Genomic DNA, 16,165 nt, shown 5'->3' with positions numbered 1-16,165 from the left:
GATCAGCGCTCCTCGCCGGCCACGGCCGACACGTATCGGGGGAAGGTGACGATGCGCAGGATGGCGCGGGTACCGGCAAACAGCACGATCAGGCCGCCGCAGCAGACCTCCGACAGCGTGCGTATGCCCTCGGGGACGTTGAGCATCGGCAGCAGCGTGTCCCAGCCGAAGCGCATCAGATCGATGCCGGCGAGAAACATGACGGCGCCGAAGCCTGCCAGCGCCAGTTCGACGGCGATCATCACCGCCTGGCGGCCCGGCTCGGGCAGCGCGTCGCGAAACATGGTGACGCCGAGGTGGTTGTCTTCGTAGATGCCGGCGGCGGCGCCGAGGAAGGCGATGTAGCCCATCAGCACCAGGGCGAGCTGTTCGACCCAGGTCGGCGTGACATTCAGCACGTAGCGGCCGAAGACCAGCCAGCCGAAGCTGACGATCAGCACCACGAGGGCGCAGGAAGCGAGGAAGATGCAGGCGGCGCTGACACGGGCGAGAACGCCCTCGACGCGCGCGACGGTCGATGCATGGACGGGCATCTACGGATCTTTCTGTGCGGGGAGGGGTGCCCGGCGGCCGCGCGAAAGGCGGGCCGCCGGGCAGGCCGTCAGTCGGCGTTGCGGATCAGGTTGACGAGATCCGTCAGGCCGGGATTGGCGGCCAGGAACTTCTCGTAGACCGGGTCCATCGCGGCCTGGAACGGTGCCTTGTCCTCGACCTTGTTGACTTGGACGCCGCCGGCGATGACCTTCTCCATGCTGGCCTTCTCACGCTCGGCCCACAGCTTGCGCTGCAGTTCGGCGCTGGTGCGGCCGGCTTCCTTGACGATCGCCTGCTGCTCCGGCGTCAGCTTGTCCCAAGCGACCTTCGAGACGCACAGGCACTCCGGAATGATCAGGTGCTCGGTCAGCGAGTAGAACTGCGCCACCTCGTAGTGGTTGGTCGACTCGTAGGAAGGCGGGTTGTTCTCGGCGCCGTCGACCACGTTGGTCTTCAGCGACTGGAACACTTCCGCAAACGCCATCGGCGTGGCATTGCCGCCCATCGATTCGATCATGCCGACGAAGAGGTCGTTGTTCATCACGCGGACCTTCATGCCCTTGACGTCTTCGGGCGTGTTGATCGGCCTGATCGAGTTGTAGAAGGAACGGGCGCCGGCATCGTACCAGCCGACCGGAACGAGGCCCTTGGCCTCCATGCCCTTGCCGATGGCTTCGCCGGCGGCGCCGTCCATCAGCTTGTACATCTCAGGAATGCTCTTGAAGATGAAGGGCAGCGAAACGACGTTGGTCTCGGGGATCGACTGGCCCATGGGCCCGAGGCTGAACTCGCCGAAATCGATGGCGCCGAGACGGGTCTGCTCGATCGCGTCGGGCTGATCGCCGAGCACGCCATTGTGGTAGATCTTGCCCGAAATCTCGCCGTTGGTCTTCTCGGTGATCTCCTTCATGAAGGATTCCATGGCGATGGACACCGGGTAGTCGTCGACGTGGATGTTCCAGCCGCGCCATTCGGCGGCAAGAGCGGGGGCGGCAGCGGTGCCCAGGCCGACGGCCAGGACAAGTGCCTTGATGGAAATGGATCTGGTCACAAACATGTTCTCCTCCTAGTTGTTCATATTTGTAAGGAGGCTTTCTAGCTTGTTTCCAAATATTTACAAGTTGGAATCTGCGCTGCGCCGCATCTTTCGCACGAGCGGGCAGTTGCGCAGGGCGCGCCACCCTGCGATCGCAGCGCCGGGAACCCCGCATTGCCGCGGCTTTCGGGTGCCGCAGGGGCATGCGGGGCGAGTCGATCTTTCTATGCGGGGGCGGCGTTTTGTCGTATGGCTTTGGGCGAGGGATAACGAAACGCAAGATCGAAGTCGCGTGACATGAACAGATTGGCGTTCGTAGACCAGTGGCGTGCATCCAACCTGCCCGCCGAATCCGTCCTCGATCTCGCATCGGTGGCCATCTACGCGACCGATGCCGAAGGCGCGATCACCTATTTCAACGAACCCGCCGTGGCGCTCTGGGGCGACCGGCCGGTGCTCGGCGAAGCCCGCTGGTGCGGCTCCTGGAAGATGTTCACGCCCGACGGCACGCCGGTACCGCATGACGCCTGCCCGATGGCCGTCTGCGTGCTGGAGAACCGCCCGCTGGCCGACATCGAGATCGTCGTCGAGCGCCGCGACGGCCAGCGCCGCCAGGTGGTCGTCAATCCCCGCCCGCTGGTCGCGGCCGACGGGGAGTTGCGCGGCGCCGTCAACACCGTCATCGACGTCACCGAGCGGCGCGAGGCCGAGCGCGCGCGCAGCCAGAGCGAAGTGCTCGCGCGCCATCTGCTCGAGAGCAGCCAGGACTGCATCAAGCTGATCGGCCTCGACGGACGGCTGCGCTCGATCAACGCCTGCGGCTGCACCAGCCTTGAGATCGACGATCCAGACCGGGCCGTCGGCCTGTCCTATTTCGACTTCTGGAAGGGTGCCGACCGCGAGGCGGCGCTCGCTGCCGCGGCTTCGGCGCGCGCCACCGGCTCGGGGCGCTTCTCCGCCTCCTACGAGAGCAGCTCGGGCCGCGTCACCGTCTGGGACGAGGTGCTGACCCTGCTGCCCGACGCCGCCGGCAAGCCGGAGGGTTTTCTCGTCGTGTCGCGCGACCTGACAGACCACGACCGCGCCGCGCAGGAGATGGCGGCCCGCCTCGCACAGCAGAAGGCGCTTTCCACCATCGGCGCTATCGCGCTTTCGGAAGGCGATTTCGACACCGCGATGCAGCAGATCGTCGAGCTGCTTTCGGAAGCCACCGGCTGCCCGATGGCCAAGGTGCTGCAGTTCGCCGACAATGCCGACCATCTCGATCTCAAGGCCGGCGTCGGCTGGCATGACGGCATCGTCGGCAAGGCGAGCGTAGGCATCGAGCGCGCGTCGCAGGCCGGCTACACGCTGCAGGCCGGCGAACCGATCGTCGTCGCGGACCTGCGCACGGAGACGCGCTTCGACGGCCCGCAGCTGCTCATCGACCACGGCGTCATCAGCGGCATGAGCGTCACCATCGCCGGCTCCTCGGTGCGCCCCTTCGGCGTTCTGGGCGTGCACACCTCCAGGCCGAAGGCCTTCGCGCAGGCCGACGTCGATTTCCTCTGTTCGGTGGCGCATGTGATTGCCGCGCGCTGGCGCCAGGAGGAGGCGGCGGAGCGGCGCACTTTGCTGCTGCGCGAAATGGCGCACCGTTCCGGCAACCTGCTGCAGCTTGCCCACTCTGTCTTCCTGCAGACGCTGCGCTATGCGCCCGACATGGAGACCGCCAAGCAGACCTTCGGGCAGCGGCTGGCGGCGATGGCGCGCACCAACATGACCGTCTCGCATGGCGGCTGGGCCAAGACCGGCCTGACGACGCTTGCCGAGGACGTGCTCGAGCCGTTCAGGAGCCGCATAAAGCTCTCCGGCCGCGACGTCGTGCTGCCGGCCGACCTGTGCTTCGACATCGGCCTGATCTGGCACGAGCTGTCGACCAATTCGGCCAAGTACGGCGCCTTCTCGCAGGACGAGGGCGAGGTGACCATCGCCTGGACGATAAAGACGGCCGATGACGGTTCGCGCCGCCTCTCGCTCGTCTGGACCGACAGCGTCTGCGCCGAGAACAGGCGGCCGTCCGGCACCGGCTTCGGCAGCAAGCTGATCGCCCAGCTGGTCGAGCGCAAGCATGCCGGCACCATCCGTGTCGAGACCAGCCCCACCTACAGCTGCGCCATCGAGGTCGCCATCGCCGCGCCGCCCGAAGCGGCCTGACCCTCCCGACGCCTGCAGAACCTCCGGCCCCTTGCCAGCCGGCCCGCGTGACGCATCTTGACCGGGATGCCTCACCTCGGGAGATCAGCCTTGGCCACCAGGCAGGAAAACGATCGGGAGACGCTCTACCTCGTCTATCTGCGCGGTCCCTCGACCGATCTCTCGGCCGTCGCGGGCGCGGTCGAGCTCGACGACGGCCTCTACCTCGTCAGCAGCAGTCAGACCCGCTCGAGGCTCTACCACGCCGTCAAGCGCCGCCACGCCCCCGACAAACTGCTCGTCGCGACGCTCGCCGAGCTGCCGAAATTCAAGGGGCTGAAGCAAGGCGCCCTGAAAGGCGCGCGGCTGCTCGCGGGCTAAGAAGCCTCGCCGCCCAGACCTGAAGGACGCCATCTCAGCCGCCGGCCGACAACGTTTTTCGCGATCGTTCACCATTATCATTCCGGGCACGGAACTGAATCCATCCGATTCTGTTTAGTTGGCTATCAAACAGGCGGGAGGACGTGATGGACAACAGCATTTTCGAAGCGAGATGGCTTCTGGCACCCATCGTCGGCCTTGGCCTCATATTCCTGGGCCTCGGCCTCATTGCAGCGTGAAGATGGAGAAGAACATGGCAGACGGACCGGTAGTCGTTAATTCGGGTGGCGGCGGCGCCGCTATCGCCATCGTCGTGGCGGTCATCGGCATCGGCATATTGCTGATCATGACCGGCGTCATCGACCTCGGCGGCGGTGGCGGCAAGGACATCAACGTCAAGATCGACGCGCCAGCGGTCGAAGCGCCCGCAACGCCCAACAGCGGCGGCTAGTTTCCCACGCCGATCTGGCGTCCCTCGACCGGCGAGGGAATGCGAAGCCCATTGGCTCAGGCCGGTGGGCTTCGTCAGCATGTGCGATGAAACGCACGGGCCGCCCGGTAGCCACTCTTGCCTCCGCCTGGCGGGCTTGACCGGTCGCGTCAGACGAACCGCGCCAAGGCACCGTTTTTGTGCTATACTGCCTCGGTGAGGCGACGATGGCTCAACGCATCGAAGCAGATTCATCCGACCATAGCGACCAGTGGCGCGAAACACTGCAGAGCGGCCACTCCATTCGGTCGCTGAAACTGATGCGGCGCGTAATGCGCGTGCTTCCCGGACCACCACGGTGCAAGGTCTGCAACAATCCCTTTGGCGGCGTCGGCGGCGGGATCTGCCGCTGGGTCGGATTCCGCCCGTCGCGCAAGAACCCCAGGATCTGCTCGATCTGCTGCGAGGATCTGCCGCTCGGCGGCGCCGAGGTCGAAACCGCAATCCTGTTCTGCGACGTCCGCGGCTCGACTGAACTGGCCGAAAGGCTCGGACCCACTCTCTACGCCCATCTCCTCAACCGCTTCTACGGCATTGCCACCGACACCCTCATCAGCCGCGACGGCACCGTCGACAAGCTGATCGGTGACGAGGTGATGGCGTTCTTCGTGCCGGGCTTTGCCGGGCCGGATTTCAAGCGCAAGGCGGTCGATGCCGGCCGGGCGCTGATGCTGGCCCTGGGCTTCGACGGCCACAGCGAGCCGCTGCTGCCGGTCGGCATCGGCATCGATGTCGGCACCGCCTATGTCGGCAATGTCGGCGGCGCCCAGCTCGTCGACTTCACCGCCCTCGGCGACCCGGTAAATGTCGCGGCGCGGCTTCAGGCCGAGGCCAGGTCGGGCGAAATCCTGGTCAGCGAGACAGCCTTCGCAGAAGTCGCGGCCGACTATCCCGGCTGCCGGGTCCGTCGCCTCAGGCTGCGCGGCAGGGGCGAAGAGATCGGCGTCTACTCTCTGCCGCTGCACTGACATTTCGTCGGCATCTCGCCGGCCGCGGGTGCGGATGATGCTCGTGCCATTCGGAACTGGGTACGATGCTTGCGGGAACCTACTCCAACGCCTTGTCGTTGCTGAATCACGAACAGCAAGGAGGCGAATATGGCCACACCATCGAGCAGAAGCGAAACCGCAAACAACGGCAGGACTTCGTCGCAGGGCGATAGTGCCGTCGAAGCCATGGAAAAGCAGATCGCCCAGTTGCGGCGCGAGATCGGCAAGATCAACAGGACACTTGCCGAGCAGGCCGAAGCGGCGGGCGACGAGGTCGGCGGATGGTACGCAAGCGCTGCAGATCGCGCGTCGCGCGCGGTCTCGACGCTGGGCAATCAGGCAAGGGGCGTGACAGGCGCCGTGAGGGAAAATCCCGGCACGGTATCGACCGCGCTGCTGCTCGGCGGCGTGCTGGGCTTGATTGCTGGCCTCCTGATCAACCAGCAGGACCTCGGAGATCGTCGGTGGTTTGATCGCTGGTGAGGTATCAGCCCCGGTTGCAGTGCTTGCCCTGAGGCATACGCTGGGGCTCAGCCGCGACGTCGCGGCGACCAAGGTCTCTTTGTCCGGCAGCAATGATTGACAACGGCGCCGTCGCGCCAATCATGCAGCAGAAGGGCCGCGTTACCGGACGCGTCCCTCAAACCCGTCGCACAGGGAGACACCAGCCATCGGCACCGGATCGGGACATCAGGGCACCGCTGTTTTCACCGACGGCGTCTTCGACTTGCTGCACGCCAACCACGTCGCCTTCCTGGAAGAGGCGAGAAGCCATGGCGAAAGGCTGGTGGTCGGCGTCGTGTCGGACAAGAACGTGCTCGAATACAAGCGCCGGCCGGTGATGACGGAGGACGAGCGGCTGCAGGTCGTCAGCGCGTTGCGCTGCGTCGACGAGGCGTTCATCATCCGCCCGCCACTGGTTGCCTCGACCATGGAAGACATCATGTCCCGCCACGGCATCGGCGCCGTTGTCTATGCCGGCAACGCCACGCCCGATTTCTACCGGCCGGCGGAGGCGCGCGGGGTCATGCACCGCCTGCCATACCGCGCCGGTGTAAATTCGAGCGACATCATCGAGCGGATCGTCGCCCGGCATCGGGCCGGAGAATTCTAGGCGCGGACCCGTCCGCCGCTACCCGGCGGGATGCGGATAGGGACGGCTTTCTGTATGATCGCAGGGCGAGAACGGATCGGCCTTGCCTTCGCCCGGAATGCGCGCCTCCGGGGGCGGAAACTTCCTGAAGTCGCCATAGCGGCGGAAGAGGTAGCTGGCGGCGCGGCGCGGCGCCAGCAGCTGCATCTTCTCGAACTCCACCTCCTGCAGCGGAAAGATGTCGTCCTGGTCGTAGGCCGTGCCGCGAAACGGGTTCACCAGCCGGTTCTCGTCGTTGGTCTTGTAGATGACGAGATCGACCTGCAATCCGTTGTGCCATTTGCAATCCGGATTGTCGGCTCCCCATTCGTAGTAGTTGCTGTAGCGGTCCCGAAGCTTGCCCATGATGGTCGGGGTGAACAGCGGGTCGGTTTGCGGGTTCTGGAAGAAGATGTCGGGCGGCAACTGCCAGGCGATGTCGCAGAACGCCAGGTAGGCTTCTTCAGGCATGGCGACGTCGATGTCGCAATCCCAGGGGATCATGGCCTTGTGGCGTAGCGCTCCGATCAGCGTGCCCGACGTCAGCCAGTAGGTGATGCCGTTTTGCCTGCAGATATGGTCGAGAATGCCGAGCATCCTGATCATCACCAGTTGGCACTGCCGCAGTGTGGTTTCGCCATCCCGCCGCCGGTCGGGAAAAAGCGTCGAGAAATCGGGGTTTTGTCCGCGCGGGCCTGACTCGTCTACCAAACCGGGTTTTCCTTCCAGTTCGACTGCCTTCCGGTGCCTGCAGCGCGCGGCACGGTCCGGGCCGGCACGCCGATCGCGGCCTGTCCGTCGGCAAGGTCGCGCATCACGCCGGAGCCTGCGCCGACATCGCAGTCGCGGCCGATGCTGACATGCGGCCGGACGCTCGCGCCGACGCCGAGTGTCGTTCTGTCGCCGATCATGACATGGCCGGCCGTTGCCGCGTTCGGTCCGAGCGTGACGAAGTCGCCGACCCGGCAGTCATGGCTGACGACCGACCCGGCGCTCAGGATCGCGCCGCGGCCGACGGTCGAATGGCTCCGCACGACGGCGTTTTCGGAGAGGAAACAGCCCGCCCCGATGGTGGCGCTGGGGCTCACCACGCAGGTCGGGTGAAGGATCGAGACGAGGCGGCGTCCGTGATCCGCCAGCCGTTCGCAGACGAAGCCACGCATGGCGTTGTCGCCGATCGCGACGAATACCGAGGCGTCGTGCGGAACAGCTTGCAACGCAGTGACGTGTTGCATCGGCTCGGGATCGACGAACCCGGCGACCGTCCATCCCACCAGTTCCGCGGCTTCGGCCGCGGCCCGGCCGAGGTACCAGCCGCCGAAGATGACGAGGCCGCCGCTCTTGCGCGCTCCAGCCGAACCCATGCGCCCTCCGGGATCAGGCCTTGCCCAGCCTGCTTGCCTCGCGCGCCAGCGCCTCGATGCCGGCCCAGTCGCCACCCTGCACCATCGCGTCCGGCGCCACCCAAGAGCCGCCGACGCAATTGACGTTGGGCAGGCTGAGATAGTCCATCGCGTTCTTGGCCGACACGCCGCCCGTCGGGCAGAATTTCGCGCCGGCGATGGGCGAGGACAGGGCCTTCAGGAAAGCTGCGCCGCCGGCCTGCTCGGCCGGAAAGAATTTCAGGAAATCGATGCCCGCCTCGAGGGCGGCCATGATCTCGCCGGGCGTGATCGTGCCGGGCAGAAGCGGCACCGCGCTCGCGTCGTTGGCCTGCACCAGTTCCTTGGTCAGGCCGGGGCTGACGATGAAGGTCGAGCCAGCCTTCTCGGCCTCCTCGAACTGTTTCGCATTGAGGATGGTGCCGGCGCCGACCACGGCCGCCTCGACTTCCCCCGCGACGCGGCGGATCGCCTCCAGCGCGGCCGGCGTGCGCAGCGTGATTTCGATCATCGGCAGCCCGCCGGCGGCCAGCGCCCGGGCCAGCGGCACGGCATGCGCCGCGTCCTCGATCTTAAGCACCGGGATTACCGGCTGGCCGCCCAGCAGCGACAGGAGTTTCTCGGTCTTGCTTGGCATTTTGGGGCGCCTCTATTCTGCGGGAAACGGTCTCGGGAAAATGTCTCGACCGGTTAGCAGAAGCCTTGCGGCAAGTCCACGAAACCGGGGCTCTTCATGCCTCAGCGCGGCGAAAAGCGACGCTTTAGCCAGCCGAGGGCCGCCGACCAGATCTCGCCGAAGGTCGGCCCGAGCGGCAACGCCTTGCGGATAGCGGCCCGCGTGTCGGGGCCCACCAGCCCGTCGGCCGCCAGTCCCTTCTCGCGCTGGAAATCCTTCACCGCCCGTTCCGTCGCCGAGCCGAACTGTCCGTCGTCGTCGAGCGGGTAGCCGAGCGCCGTCAGCATCTGCTGCAGATCCACCACCGCCGCTCCCTGCGAGCCGCGGCCGAGCAGTTCCTCGCCGCCGCCCGCACGCCGCGGCTTGGGCGCCGGCGCCGCGCCGCCCGAGTGCCTGGCATAGGCCGCGGCGATCTTCTGGTCGTAGCCGTGCCGGCGGAAGCCCGGGCCGTTATAGCCGCGCGCAAAGGCCTCCCAGTCGTGCCGCTCGATCGCCTGTTTCAGCCCGGCCTTGTCGATGAAGCGGGCCATCAGCCGCGCCTGGCCGGCCGCGCCCTCGCGCGCCTCGGCCACCAACGCGTCGATGTCGGCAAAGCCCAGCCATTGCCAGTGCGCGCCCATCACCTGGCCCAGCCCCCAGGAGACGGATTCATAGGCTGCCTGCCGGTTGATCGCGGCGGCGCGCCGCAGAAGCCGCCAGCGCGCCTCCTGGCTCGCCGGGTTGGCGACCTCGCCCGCCACCGGCGAGGCGATCCCGTCGGCGCGGGCGCGTGCCCGGTCGGCGTCCGAAAGGCGCTTGTCGAAGTAATGACCCTCGAAGCGGATCAGCGGTTCGTCGCGTCCCTCGATGTCGGCAAAAACCTGTCCGCCGCTTTCCACTTCGGCGATGGCGATGAGGGCGGCCGGCTCGATGCCGAGGGCTTCGGCAGCCGCCGCGATCTCTTTTTCGGTACTGGCATCGAACATCGGCGCTCCCATCCTGTTTCGAGCCAATTCTCGCGGGAGAACGGGTCCTGTGTATAAGTTTCAGACCTCGAATGGCCCCGATTGCCCGCAAGTCCCTGTGAATCCGACAGAGTTTTCCGTCAGTTGAAATCCATGGACCGAATCTATACCCGTTCCGGCATGAATCCCATGGACCGGACCCCGCAGTTTCGCGTCGCCGCACTCTACCGCTTCTGCCGGCTCGTGCGCTTCGCCGAACTGCGCGAGCCGCTCGCCGCCTTCTGCTCGGCGCGCGGCATCAAGGGCACCCTGCTCTTGGCGCGCGAGGGCATCAACGGCACGGTCGCCGGTACGGAAGCGGCGATCGCGGCACTCGTGGCGCATCTGGAGGCCATGCCGGAGCTTGCCGGCATGGAGATAAAATACAGCAATTCCAACGACATGCCGTTCCATCGCATGAAGGTCCGCCTGAAGCGCGAGATCGTCACCATGGGCAAGCCGGACATCGATCCGCTGCGGGACGTCGGCGCCTATGTCGAGGCCGGCGACTGGAACGCGCTGATCTCGGACCCCGACACGATCGTCATTGACACCCGCAACGATTACGAGGTCTCGCTCGGCACCTTCGAGCGGGCGATCAACCCGCAGACCGCGACCTTCAGCGAGTTCCCCGACTGGGTCGAGCGTCAAGCACCTGATTTCAAAGGCAAAAAGGTCGCGATGTTCTGCACCGGAGGGATCCGCTGCGAAAAGGCGACTGCCTATGTGAAGTCGCTCGGCATCGATGAGGTGTTTCATCTGAAGGGCGGAATTCTCAAGTATCTTGAAGAGGTTGCGCCGGAGGAGAGCCGCTGGCATGGGGAGTGTTTCGTCTTCGACGAGCGCGTCTCGGTCGGCCACGGGCTGGAAGTCGGTGCGGCCGAACTCTGCCGCGCCTGCCGCCATCCGGTGCTGCCCGAGGAACGCAAGTCATTGAAATTCCAGGAAGGAATCTCCTGCGAACGCTGCTTCGACAGCCGCAGCGAGGCCGACCGGCAGCGCTTTGCCGAGCGCCAGAAACAGGTGGAACTGGCCGAAATCCGGGGCAGGGGCCGCCACATCGGCAGCTGAAACGTGCTTGGATTCGTGGCGCGTCATTGCAATGTCGCTAGCGGCACCTACCTCTTCCTGACCGCAACTGTCTGAATTTCCGCACTTCTGGAGGCCTCATGTTCGATCCCAAGAAACTGCTCGACGACCTGCTCGGCTCGAAAATCCCCGGCACGGAATCGACCGTGCGCGACAAGGCCGGCCAGGCGACGCAGCTTGCGAAGGACAATCCGCTGGCCGCCGGCGCGCTTGTTGCCGTACTCCTGGGTACGGGCACTGGCCGGGCCGTGACCGGTTCGGCGCTGAAGCTGGGCGGTCTCGCGGCCATCGGCGGTCTCGCCTACAAGGCCTACCAGAATTACCAGAACGGAAAAAACCCTGAGAATCCAAATTCTTCTGGCGAACCTGAGCTGCTGGCGCCGCCGGCCGACAGCGCTTTCGACCCGCATGCGGCGCCGCAGGGCGAGTCAGAATTCACGCTGGCGCTCGTCCGCGCCATGATAGCCGCCGCCAAGGCCGACGGCCATATCGACGACGCTGAAAGGCGCAAGATTTCCGACCGGCTGAGCCTCGCGGGCATGGACGCCGATGCCGAGCGCTTCCTGCGCGAGGAACTCGAGCGGCCGCTCGACATCGATGCGCTGGTCGCGTCGGCCAGCACCGAGGAACAGCGGGTCGAGCTCTACACGGCGTCCCGCCTCACGATCGATCCCAACTCGCGCGCCGAGCGCGGCTACCTCGACCTCCTGGCCGGCCGTCTGAACCTGCCCGACGCGCTGGTCGATCACGTCGAGGCGACGGTGTCCCAGGCCAAGGGCGGGGTCGAGACCGTTCCCTCGCGCGCGCCCTCCGCGGGTCCCGCCGGATCGGTCTGGTAGGGCCGATGCCGGCCGGCTTCCAAGCCCGCCGATCCCGTTAAGGTTTCGTTAACCCTTCGGGCGCATCATTTTAATCAGTCGGATCGGCTCTCCTCCTCCCAAGCACGGTCCAGATCAGGGGCGGTCGCTAATGGCCGCCCTTTTTGTCGAGCCTTGCCATCTCCATCCTCATTTGCGAAGCGTGGCTTCTTAACGGGAGGAGCTAGTTCATGGCCAGCGGCAAGACTGCAATCGTAACCGGCGCAGGCACGGGCATCGGCAAGGCGAGCGCGAGCGCGCTTCTCGCCGCGGGCTGGAACACCGTGTTCGTGGGCCGACGCAAGAACCTGCTCGATGAGGCGGTCGCCGAAGCGCAGAAATCCGCTACCGCCGGTGCCACGGGACTTGCCATCGCCTGCGACGTGACCAAGCCCGCCGAGGTCGACGCCCTCTATGCCGAAATCGACAAGGTGTTCGGCCGCGTCGACCTGCTGTTCAACAATGCCGGCATGGGCTTCAAGGCCGCGACCATCGACGAAGTGCCGGTCGAGGTGTGGACCGAGGTCGTCAACGTCAACCTGACAGGCTCCTTCCTCGTCGCGCGCGGCGCGTTTGCCGCGATGCGCAAGCAGCAGCCGATGGGCGGCCGCATCATCAACAACGGCTCGATCTCGGCCCATGCGCCGCGGCCGCGTTCGGTGCCTTATACTGCGACGAAGCACGCCATCACCGGCCTGACCAAGACGCTGGCGCTCGACGGGAGGCCCTACGACATTGCCTGCGGCCAGATCGACATCGGCAACGCGCTGACCGACATGGCGGCCGCCATGACGAAGGGCGTGCCGCAGGCCAATCTGACGACGGCCATCGAGCCGGTCATGGACGTGCAGCGGGTGGCCGAGGCGGTGGCCTACATGGCCAGCCAGCCTCTCGATACCAATGTGCTGTTCATGACCGTGATGGCGACCAAGATGCCGTTTGTCGGCCGAGGCTAGGCCAGGTCCTCAGAATTCGAAATCCGCTCTGGCCGGATCGGAGCCGGTCCGGCCGTCGCTTGAATCCATCGCGGCAATCTTCCCGAGGTCTTCGGCGTCGAGCTCGAAGTCGAAGACATCGAAATTGGCGGCGATGCGGTCGCGGTTTGCCGATTTCGGGATGACGATCAGTTCCTGCTGGAGGTGCCAGCGGATAATGGTCTGCGCGATTGACTTGCCGTGCCTGGCTGCGATTGCGCGGAGGGTCGGGTCGTCGAGCAGGCGACCGCTGCCGAGCGGGCTCCAGCTTTCAATGGCGATGCCGTGGCGGGCGTGGAATTCGCGCTTGTCGCGCTGCTGGAAGCGCGGATGCAGCTCGATCTGGTTGACCACCGGCGTCACGCCGGTTTCACCAATGATGCGCTCGAGGTGGTCCTGGTTGAAGTTCGACACGCCGATGGAGCGGATGCGGCCGGCGTCCCTGAGTTCGATGAGCGTCTTCCAGGCCTCGACATAGTCGTCGCGCTTGGGCATCGGCCAGTGGATCAGGAACAGGTCGAGCTGTTCCAGCCCGAGTTTCTGCATCGTGGCGTCGAATTCGCGCAGCGCCCTGTCGCGCTTGTGCGCGCCGTTGCGCAGCTTGGAGGTGATGTATAGTTCGCTCCTCGACACGCCGGCGCTTCGGATCGCCTCGCCGACGCCTTCTTCGTTCCTGTAGCCCTCGGCTGTGTCGATGGACCGGTAGCCGGCCTCGATGGCCCATCCGACGACCTGCGCCGTCTCGGCGGCATCCACCTGCCAGACGCCGAGGCCAAGCTGAGGGATCGAGTTGCCGTCGTTGAGCGCGATCGTGTCGGTCATGGCTGGTCCTTTTCGGGAGAGGGCGGTTTCGCTTGCACGGCCTATCTAGTGCCGACACCCGCGGCTGCCAACCTGAGCGTGGGATCGGGCGGTAGAAATGGACGGCTTGGCCGAAGCCACGCGGTCCAGCCAAATCGACCGATTACGGACTGCAGCTAGTCGGCCGAAGCAAAAAGGGGCGCGCCCGGCAGGTAGAGCATGATCGGGCGGATTCGTAGACGGCAGTGGGATTGACGCGGGCAAGGTCGCGGGCGGCCTGGATTGCATCGTCGCGGGTGGCACAGTCGACGAGGTAAAGGCCGAGAAGCTGTTCCTTGGTTTCGGCAAAGGGGCCGTCGATGACCAGCCCGTCGCGCAGGGTACAGGCGGACCGGGTGAAATCGAGCCGCGCCGCCGGCCCGAGCATGCCCTCCTCGGTCAGCCGGCGGTCGATCTTGCGCAGTTCCACCATGAGGGCTGCATCCTCCTCGGGCGTCATGGCCGTAATGGCGCCCTCGACATGATACGCCAGTATTGCGTAGTGCATGGGAAATCACCTCTGTTTTTCAAGAGGTGATCAATAGTCAAACCTGCCCCGCCGGCAAGACGCTTTCAGCGTTGTGCTTGTATGCCAGACAATTGTCTGCCGACCACGAAGCTACTGCCATGATGCTGGCAGGATGTTCGTGCTAACAGCGACGTGTGCCGACGTCACCGGGGCGACGGTCAGGGAGCGAGACGACCATGTTTTCCGACTATCTGCCGCAGCTGGTGCTGGCCTGGTCGATCCAGGCGGTGGGGATCATGTCGCCGGGGCCGAGCGTGGCGCTGATCCTCGGCGTGGCGACAAGCCGCGGCCGGCTGCCCTCGCTGGTCACCGCCTTCGGGGTCGCTTGTGGCTCGATCGTGCTGTCGGTGGCGACAATCATCGGGCTGACCGCCATCCTGGCGCAGGTTGCCGAACTGATGACGGTCCTGCGTTGGCTGGGCGCGGCCTATCTCGCCTGGCTCGCCTTCAAGGCGTTCCGCAACGCCGCCTCGGCCTCGAAGGTCCTGGTTGAGCCGGTCGGGCGCGTCAGCGCCTGGCGGACCGGACTGGCCGGCTTCGCGCTGCAGGTTTCCAACCCCAAGGCGATCATGTTCTGGCTGGCGATCGCCAGCCTCGGCGGCGTCGGCGACGCGCCGCTGCCGGTGGTGCTGCTGTTCGTCGCCGTTGTCTTTCTCAATTCGTTCGTCGGCCATGGCGCCTATGCCGTGCTGTTGTCCTCCGCCCCGGCGCGCAACGCCTATGGCCGCGCCCGGCGCTACATCGAGAACGGGCTCGGCTGCTTCTTCCTGTTCGCCGGTTTCAAGCTGGCGACGGCGCGGCTCTAAAGTCTGCCTAAGCCTCGCCGGTGTGGTTCTGCGAGCGGGCGAGGAAAGCCTCGATTCGCTCCAGCGCGCGCAGGATATTCTCCTCGGAATTGGCGTAGGACAGCCGGATATAGCCTTCGCCGAGAATGCCGAAATCGGGCCCGCCGATCAGCGCGACGCCGGCCTCCTCAAGCAGGGCCGAGGCCAGCTTCTTGGCCTTCCAGCCGGTCGCCGAGATGTTGGGAAAGGCGTAGAAGGCACCCTTCGGCGTGATGCATGAGACGCCGGGCAGGGCGTTCAGTCCCTCCACGACGACCTGGCGGCGGCGGTCGAACGCCTTCATCATCGTCGCGACCTCGTCCTGCGGGCCGTCGATGGCCGCGATGCCGGCGAACTGGCTCGGTGCGTTGACGCAGGACCAGCAATTGACGGCGAGCTTGCGCACCTTGTCGTAAAGGTGATTGCCGGCTTCGCCGTTCGGCCAGATCGACCAGCCCATGCGCCAGCCGGTCATCGCCCAGGTCTTCGACCAGCCGTTGAGCACGATCAGCCGGTCGCGGATTTCTGGAAACTGCAGCAGCGAGCAGGCGGTCTCGCCGTCATAGGTCATCACGTCGTAGATCTCGTCGGACATGATGGCGACATGCGGGTGCGCCGCCAGCCCGGCAACCAGCTTCTCGATCTCGGCGCGTGGCGTGACACCGCCGGTCGGGTTGGCCGGCGAGTTGAGGATCAGGAGCCTGGTCTTCGGCGTGATCAGCGACAGCGTCTCCTCGGCGGAGAAGGCGAAGCCGTTGGCCTCGCGCATCGGCACGGGGATGGGGGCCGCACCGGTGAACTCGATCATCGAGCGATAGATGGGGAAGCCCGGGTCCGGGTAGAGGATCTCGGCACCCGGCTCGCCGAACATCAGGATCGCGGCGAACATGGTCGGCTTGCCGCCGGGCATGATCATGACCGAGTCGGGCGAGACCTCGACGCCTGTGGTGGTCAGCGTGCGGCGCACCACTGCCTCGCGGGTGGCGAGCAGGCCGTTGGCTGGCGTGTAGCCGTGATGGCCGTCACGCAGGGCCTTGATCGCGGCCTCGACGATGTGCGGCGGCGTCTTGAAGTCGGGCTGGCCGATGCCGAGATTGATGATGTCCTTGCCCTGCTGTTGCAGGGCCGTGGCACGGGCCAGCACGGCAAAGGCGTTTTCTTCGCCGAGCCGGTCGAAGGCGGCAATCGTTTGGAGCATTTTTCCTCCCCATCTGGTGCTAAGAGCGGGTGCGTGTTTCTGTGAGCCTGCGGGCACAAAGTCAATTGCACTGGAG

The 16,165-nt window shown here is 65.8% G+C and carries 18 protein-coding genes and 1 pseudogene; 10 read left to right on the top strand and 9 right to left on the bottom strand.

What is annotated here, in order from left to right:
* Window positions 1–2: 2 nt before the first annotated feature.
* Window positions 3–533, bottom strand: coding sequence for a TRAP transporter small permease (locus tag ACT2BZ_RS01350; protein WP_457938733.1), 531 nt, complete (start codon window positions 531–533; stop codon window positions 3–5).
* A gap of 68 nt (window positions 534–601) precedes the next feature.
* Complete coding sequence (locus ACT2BZ_RS01345; RefSeq protein WP_457938732.1) at window positions 602–1,591, bottom strand: TRAP transporter substrate-binding protein; 990 nt, start codon at window positions 1,589–1,591, stop codon at window positions 602–604.
* 276 nt (window positions 1,592–1,867) lie between these two features.
* Here ACT2BZ_RS01345 and ACT2BZ_RS01340 point away from each other — a divergent pair, with 276 nt between their 5' ends.
* The 6 genes from ACT2BZ_RS01340 to ACT2BZ_RS01315 all read left to right on the top strand — a co-directional run bounded on the left by ACT2BZ_RS01340 (window position 1,868) and on the right by ACT2BZ_RS01315 (window position 6,719).
* Window positions 1,868–3,766 (top strand): PAS domain-containing sensor histidine kinase, encoded by a 1,899-nt coding sequence (locus tag ACT2BZ_RS01340; protein ID WP_457938731.1) that lies wholly within the window; start codon window positions 1,868–1,870, stop codon window positions 3,764–3,766.
* A gap of 90 nt (window positions 3,767–3,856) precedes the next feature.
* Window positions 3,857–4,126: a hypothetical protein gene (locus tag ACT2BZ_RS01335; protein WP_457938730.1), complete on the top strand. Its 270-nt coding sequence runs from the start codon at window positions 3,857–3,859 to the stop codon at window positions 4,124–4,126.
* 253 nt (window positions 4,127–4,379) lie between these two features.
* The gene (locus tag ACT2BZ_RS01330) at window positions 4,380–4,577 is read left to right on the top strand and encodes a hypothetical protein (RefSeq protein WP_457938729.1); all 198 of its coding nucleotides are present in this window, start codon (window positions 4,380–4,382) and stop codon (window positions 4,575–4,577) included.
* A gap of 206 nt (window positions 4,578–4,783) precedes the next feature.
* On the top strand, window positions 4,784–5,584 hold the full coding sequence (locus tag ACT2BZ_RS01325; RefSeq protein WP_457938728.1) for an adenylate/guanylate cyclase domain-containing protein: 801 nt from the start codon (window positions 4,784–4,786) through the stop codon (window positions 5,582–5,584).
* 129 nt (window positions 5,585–5,713) lie between these two features.
* Window positions 5,714–6,088 carry a hypothetical protein gene (locus ACT2BZ_RS01320; protein WP_457938727.1) on the top strand — a complete coding sequence of 125 codons (375 nt, stop codon included), beginning with the start codon at window positions 5,714–5,716 and terminating at the stop codon, window positions 6,086–6,088.
* Window positions 6,089–6,275: 187 nt separating this feature from the next.
* Window positions 6,276–6,719 (top strand): adenylyltransferase/cytidyltransferase family protein, encoded by a 444-nt coding sequence (locus ACT2BZ_RS01315; protein ID WP_457941443.1) that lies wholly within the window; start codon window positions 6,276–6,278, stop codon window positions 6,717–6,719.
* Between the two features lie 18 nt (window positions 6,720–6,737).
* On the opposite strand, the gene ACT2BZ_RS01310 is transcribed toward ACT2BZ_RS01315, so the two are convergent.
* The 4 genes from ACT2BZ_RS01310 to ACT2BZ_RS01295 all read right to left on the bottom strand — a co-directional run bounded on the left by ACT2BZ_RS01310 (window position 6,738) and on the right by ACT2BZ_RS01295 (window position 9,760).
* On the bottom strand, window positions 6,738–7,448 hold the full coding sequence (locus ACT2BZ_RS01310; protein ID WP_457938726.1) for a LicD family protein: 711 nt from the start codon (window positions 7,446–7,448) through the stop codon (window positions 6,738–6,740).
* Window positions 7,442–8,101, bottom strand: a complete 660-nt coding sequence (locus tag ACT2BZ_RS01305; RefSeq protein WP_457938725.1) for an acetyltransferase — start codon at window positions 8,099–8,101, stop codon at window positions 7,442–7,444. Before ACT2BZ_RS01305 ends, ACT2BZ_RS01310 begins: the two co-directional genes overlap by 7 nt.
* A gap of 13 nt (window positions 8,102–8,114) precedes the next feature.
* The gene (locus tag ACT2BZ_RS01300) at window positions 8,115–8,756 is read right to left on the bottom strand and encodes a 2-dehydro-3-deoxy-phosphogluconate aldolase (protein ID WP_457938724.1); all 642 of its coding nucleotides are present in this window, start codon (window positions 8,754–8,756) and stop codon (window positions 8,115–8,117) included.
* A gap of 101 nt (window positions 8,757–8,857) precedes the next feature.
* On the bottom strand, window positions 8,858–9,760 hold the full coding sequence (locus ACT2BZ_RS01295) for an N-acetylmuramidase domain-containing protein (RefSeq protein WP_457938723.1): 903 nt from the start codon (window positions 9,758–9,760) through the stop codon (window positions 8,858–8,860).
* Between the two features lie 168 nt (window positions 9,761–9,928).
* Here ACT2BZ_RS01295 and trhO point away from each other — a divergent pair, with 168 nt between their 5' ends.
* The 3 genes from trhO to ACT2BZ_RS01280 all read left to right on the top strand — a co-directional run bounded on the left by trhO (window position 9,929) and on the right by ACT2BZ_RS01280 (window position 12,680).
* Window positions 9,929–10,849, top strand: a complete 921-nt coding sequence (gene trhO, locus ACT2BZ_RS01290) for an oxygen-dependent tRNA uridine(34) hydroxylase TrhO (RefSeq protein ID WP_457938721.1) — start codon at window positions 9,929–9,931, stop codon at window positions 10,847–10,849.
* A gap of 98 nt (window positions 10,850–10,947) precedes the next feature.
* Window positions 10,948–11,706 (top strand): tellurite resistance TerB family protein, encoded by a 759-nt coding sequence (locus ACT2BZ_RS01285; protein WP_457938719.1) that lies wholly within the window; start codon window positions 10,948–10,950, stop codon window positions 11,704–11,706.
* A gap of 209 nt (window positions 11,707–11,915) precedes the next feature.
* On the top strand, window positions 11,916–12,680 hold the full coding sequence (locus tag ACT2BZ_RS01280) for an SDR family oxidoreductase (protein WP_457938718.1): 765 nt from the start codon (window positions 11,916–11,918) through the stop codon (window positions 12,678–12,680).
* A 9-nt stretch (window positions 12,681–12,689) separates the two neighbouring features.
* On the opposite strand, the gene ACT2BZ_RS01275 is transcribed toward ACT2BZ_RS01280, so the two are convergent.
* Both ACT2BZ_RS01275 and ACT2BZ_RS01270 read right to left on the bottom strand, forming a co-directional pair.
* Window positions 12,690–13,520 (bottom strand): aldo/keto reductase, encoded by an 831-nt coding sequence (locus tag ACT2BZ_RS01275; RefSeq protein WP_457938717.1) that lies wholly within the window; start codon window positions 13,518–13,520, stop codon window positions 12,690–12,692.
* Window positions 13,521–13,675: 155 nt separating this feature from the next.
* A pseudogene (locus ACT2BZ_RS01270) lies at window positions 13,676–14,046 on the bottom strand (YciI family protein).
* 197 nt (window positions 14,047–14,243) lie between these two features.
* On the opposite strand from ACT2BZ_RS01270, the gene ACT2BZ_RS01265 reads away from it, so the two are divergent.
* Window positions 14,244–14,873: a LysE family translocator gene (locus tag ACT2BZ_RS01265; protein ID WP_457938715.1), complete on the top strand. Its 630-nt coding sequence runs from the start codon at window positions 14,244–14,246 to the stop codon at window positions 14,871–14,873.
* 7 nt (window positions 14,874–14,880) lie between these two features.
* Here the strand turns inward: ACT2BZ_RS01265 and ACT2BZ_RS01260 are convergent, their stop codons facing one another.
* A complete protein-coding gene (locus ACT2BZ_RS01260) occupies window positions 14,881–16,089 on the bottom strand; it encodes a pyridoxal phosphate-dependent aminotransferase (RefSeq protein WP_457938714.1) in 1,209 nt (402 codons plus the stop codon).
* Between the last annotated feature and the right edge of the window lie 76 nt (window positions 16,090–16,165).

This window comes from Mesorhizobium sp. 10J20-29 (genome assembly GCF_054130485.1).
The sequence above is the reverse complement of the archived record's forward strand: the minus strand, read 5'-3'. Positions and strand labels throughout refer to the sequence as shown.

Excerpts from the sequence above, each read along its gene's own strand:
- ACT2BZ_RS01350 (WP_457938733.1), bottom strand. The coding sequence starts at position 533 with ATGCCCGTCCATGCATCGACCGTCGCGCGCGTCGAGGGCGTTCTCGCC.
- ACT2BZ_RS01345 (WP_457938732.1), bottom strand. The coding sequence starts at position 1,591 with ATGTTTGTGACCAGATCCATTTCCATCAAGGCACTTGTCCTGGCCGTC.
- ACT2BZ_RS01340 (WP_457938731.1), top strand. The coding sequence starts at position 1,868 with ATGAACAGATTGGCGTTCGTAGACCAGTGGCGTGCATCCAACCTGCCC.
- ACT2BZ_RS01330 (WP_457938729.1), top strand. The coding sequence starts at position 4,380 with ATGGCAGACGGACCGGTAGTCGTTAATTCGGGTGGCGGCGGCGCCGCT.
- ACT2BZ_RS01325 (WP_457938728.1), top strand. The coding sequence starts at position 4,784 with ATGGCTCAACGCATCGAAGCAGATTCATCCGACCATAGCGACCAGTGG.
- ACT2BZ_RS01320 (WP_457938727.1), top strand. The coding sequence starts at position 5,714 with ATGGCCACACCATCGAGCAGAAGCGAAACCGCAAACAACGGCAGGACT.
- ACT2BZ_RS01305 (WP_457938725.1), bottom strand. The coding sequence starts at position 8,101 with ATGGGTTCGGCTGGAGCGCGCAAGAGCGGCGGCCTCGTCATCTTCGGC.
- ACT2BZ_RS01300 (WP_457938724.1), bottom strand. The coding sequence starts at position 8,756 with ATGCCAAGCAAGACCGAGAAACTCCTGTCGCTGCTGGGCGGCCAGCCG.
- ACT2BZ_RS01295 (WP_457938723.1), bottom strand. The coding sequence starts at position 9,760 with ATGTTCGATGCCAGTACCGAAAAAGAGATCGCGGCGGCTGCCGAAGCC.
- trhO (WP_457938721.1), top strand. The coding sequence starts at position 9,929 with ATGGACCGGACCCCGCAGTTTCGCGTCGCCGCACTCTACCGCTTCTGC.
- ACT2BZ_RS01285 (WP_457938719.1), top strand. The coding sequence starts at position 10,948 with ATGTTCGATCCCAAGAAACTGCTCGACGACCTGCTCGGCTCGAAAATC.
- ACT2BZ_RS01280 (WP_457938718.1), top strand. The coding sequence starts at position 11,916 with ATGGCCAGCGGCAAGACTGCAATCGTAACCGGCGCAGGCACGGGCATC.
- ACT2BZ_RS01275 (WP_457938717.1), bottom strand. The coding sequence starts at position 13,520 with ATGACCGACACGATCGCGCTCAACGACGGCAACTCGATCCCTCAGCTT.
- ACT2BZ_RS01265 (WP_457938715.1), top strand. The coding sequence starts at position 14,244 with ATGTTTTCCGACTATCTGCCGCAGCTGGTGCTGGCCTGGTCGATCCAG.
- ACT2BZ_RS01260 (WP_457938714.1), bottom strand. The coding sequence starts at position 16,089 with ATGCTCCAAACGATTGCCGCCTTCGACCGGCTCGGCGAAGAAAACGCC.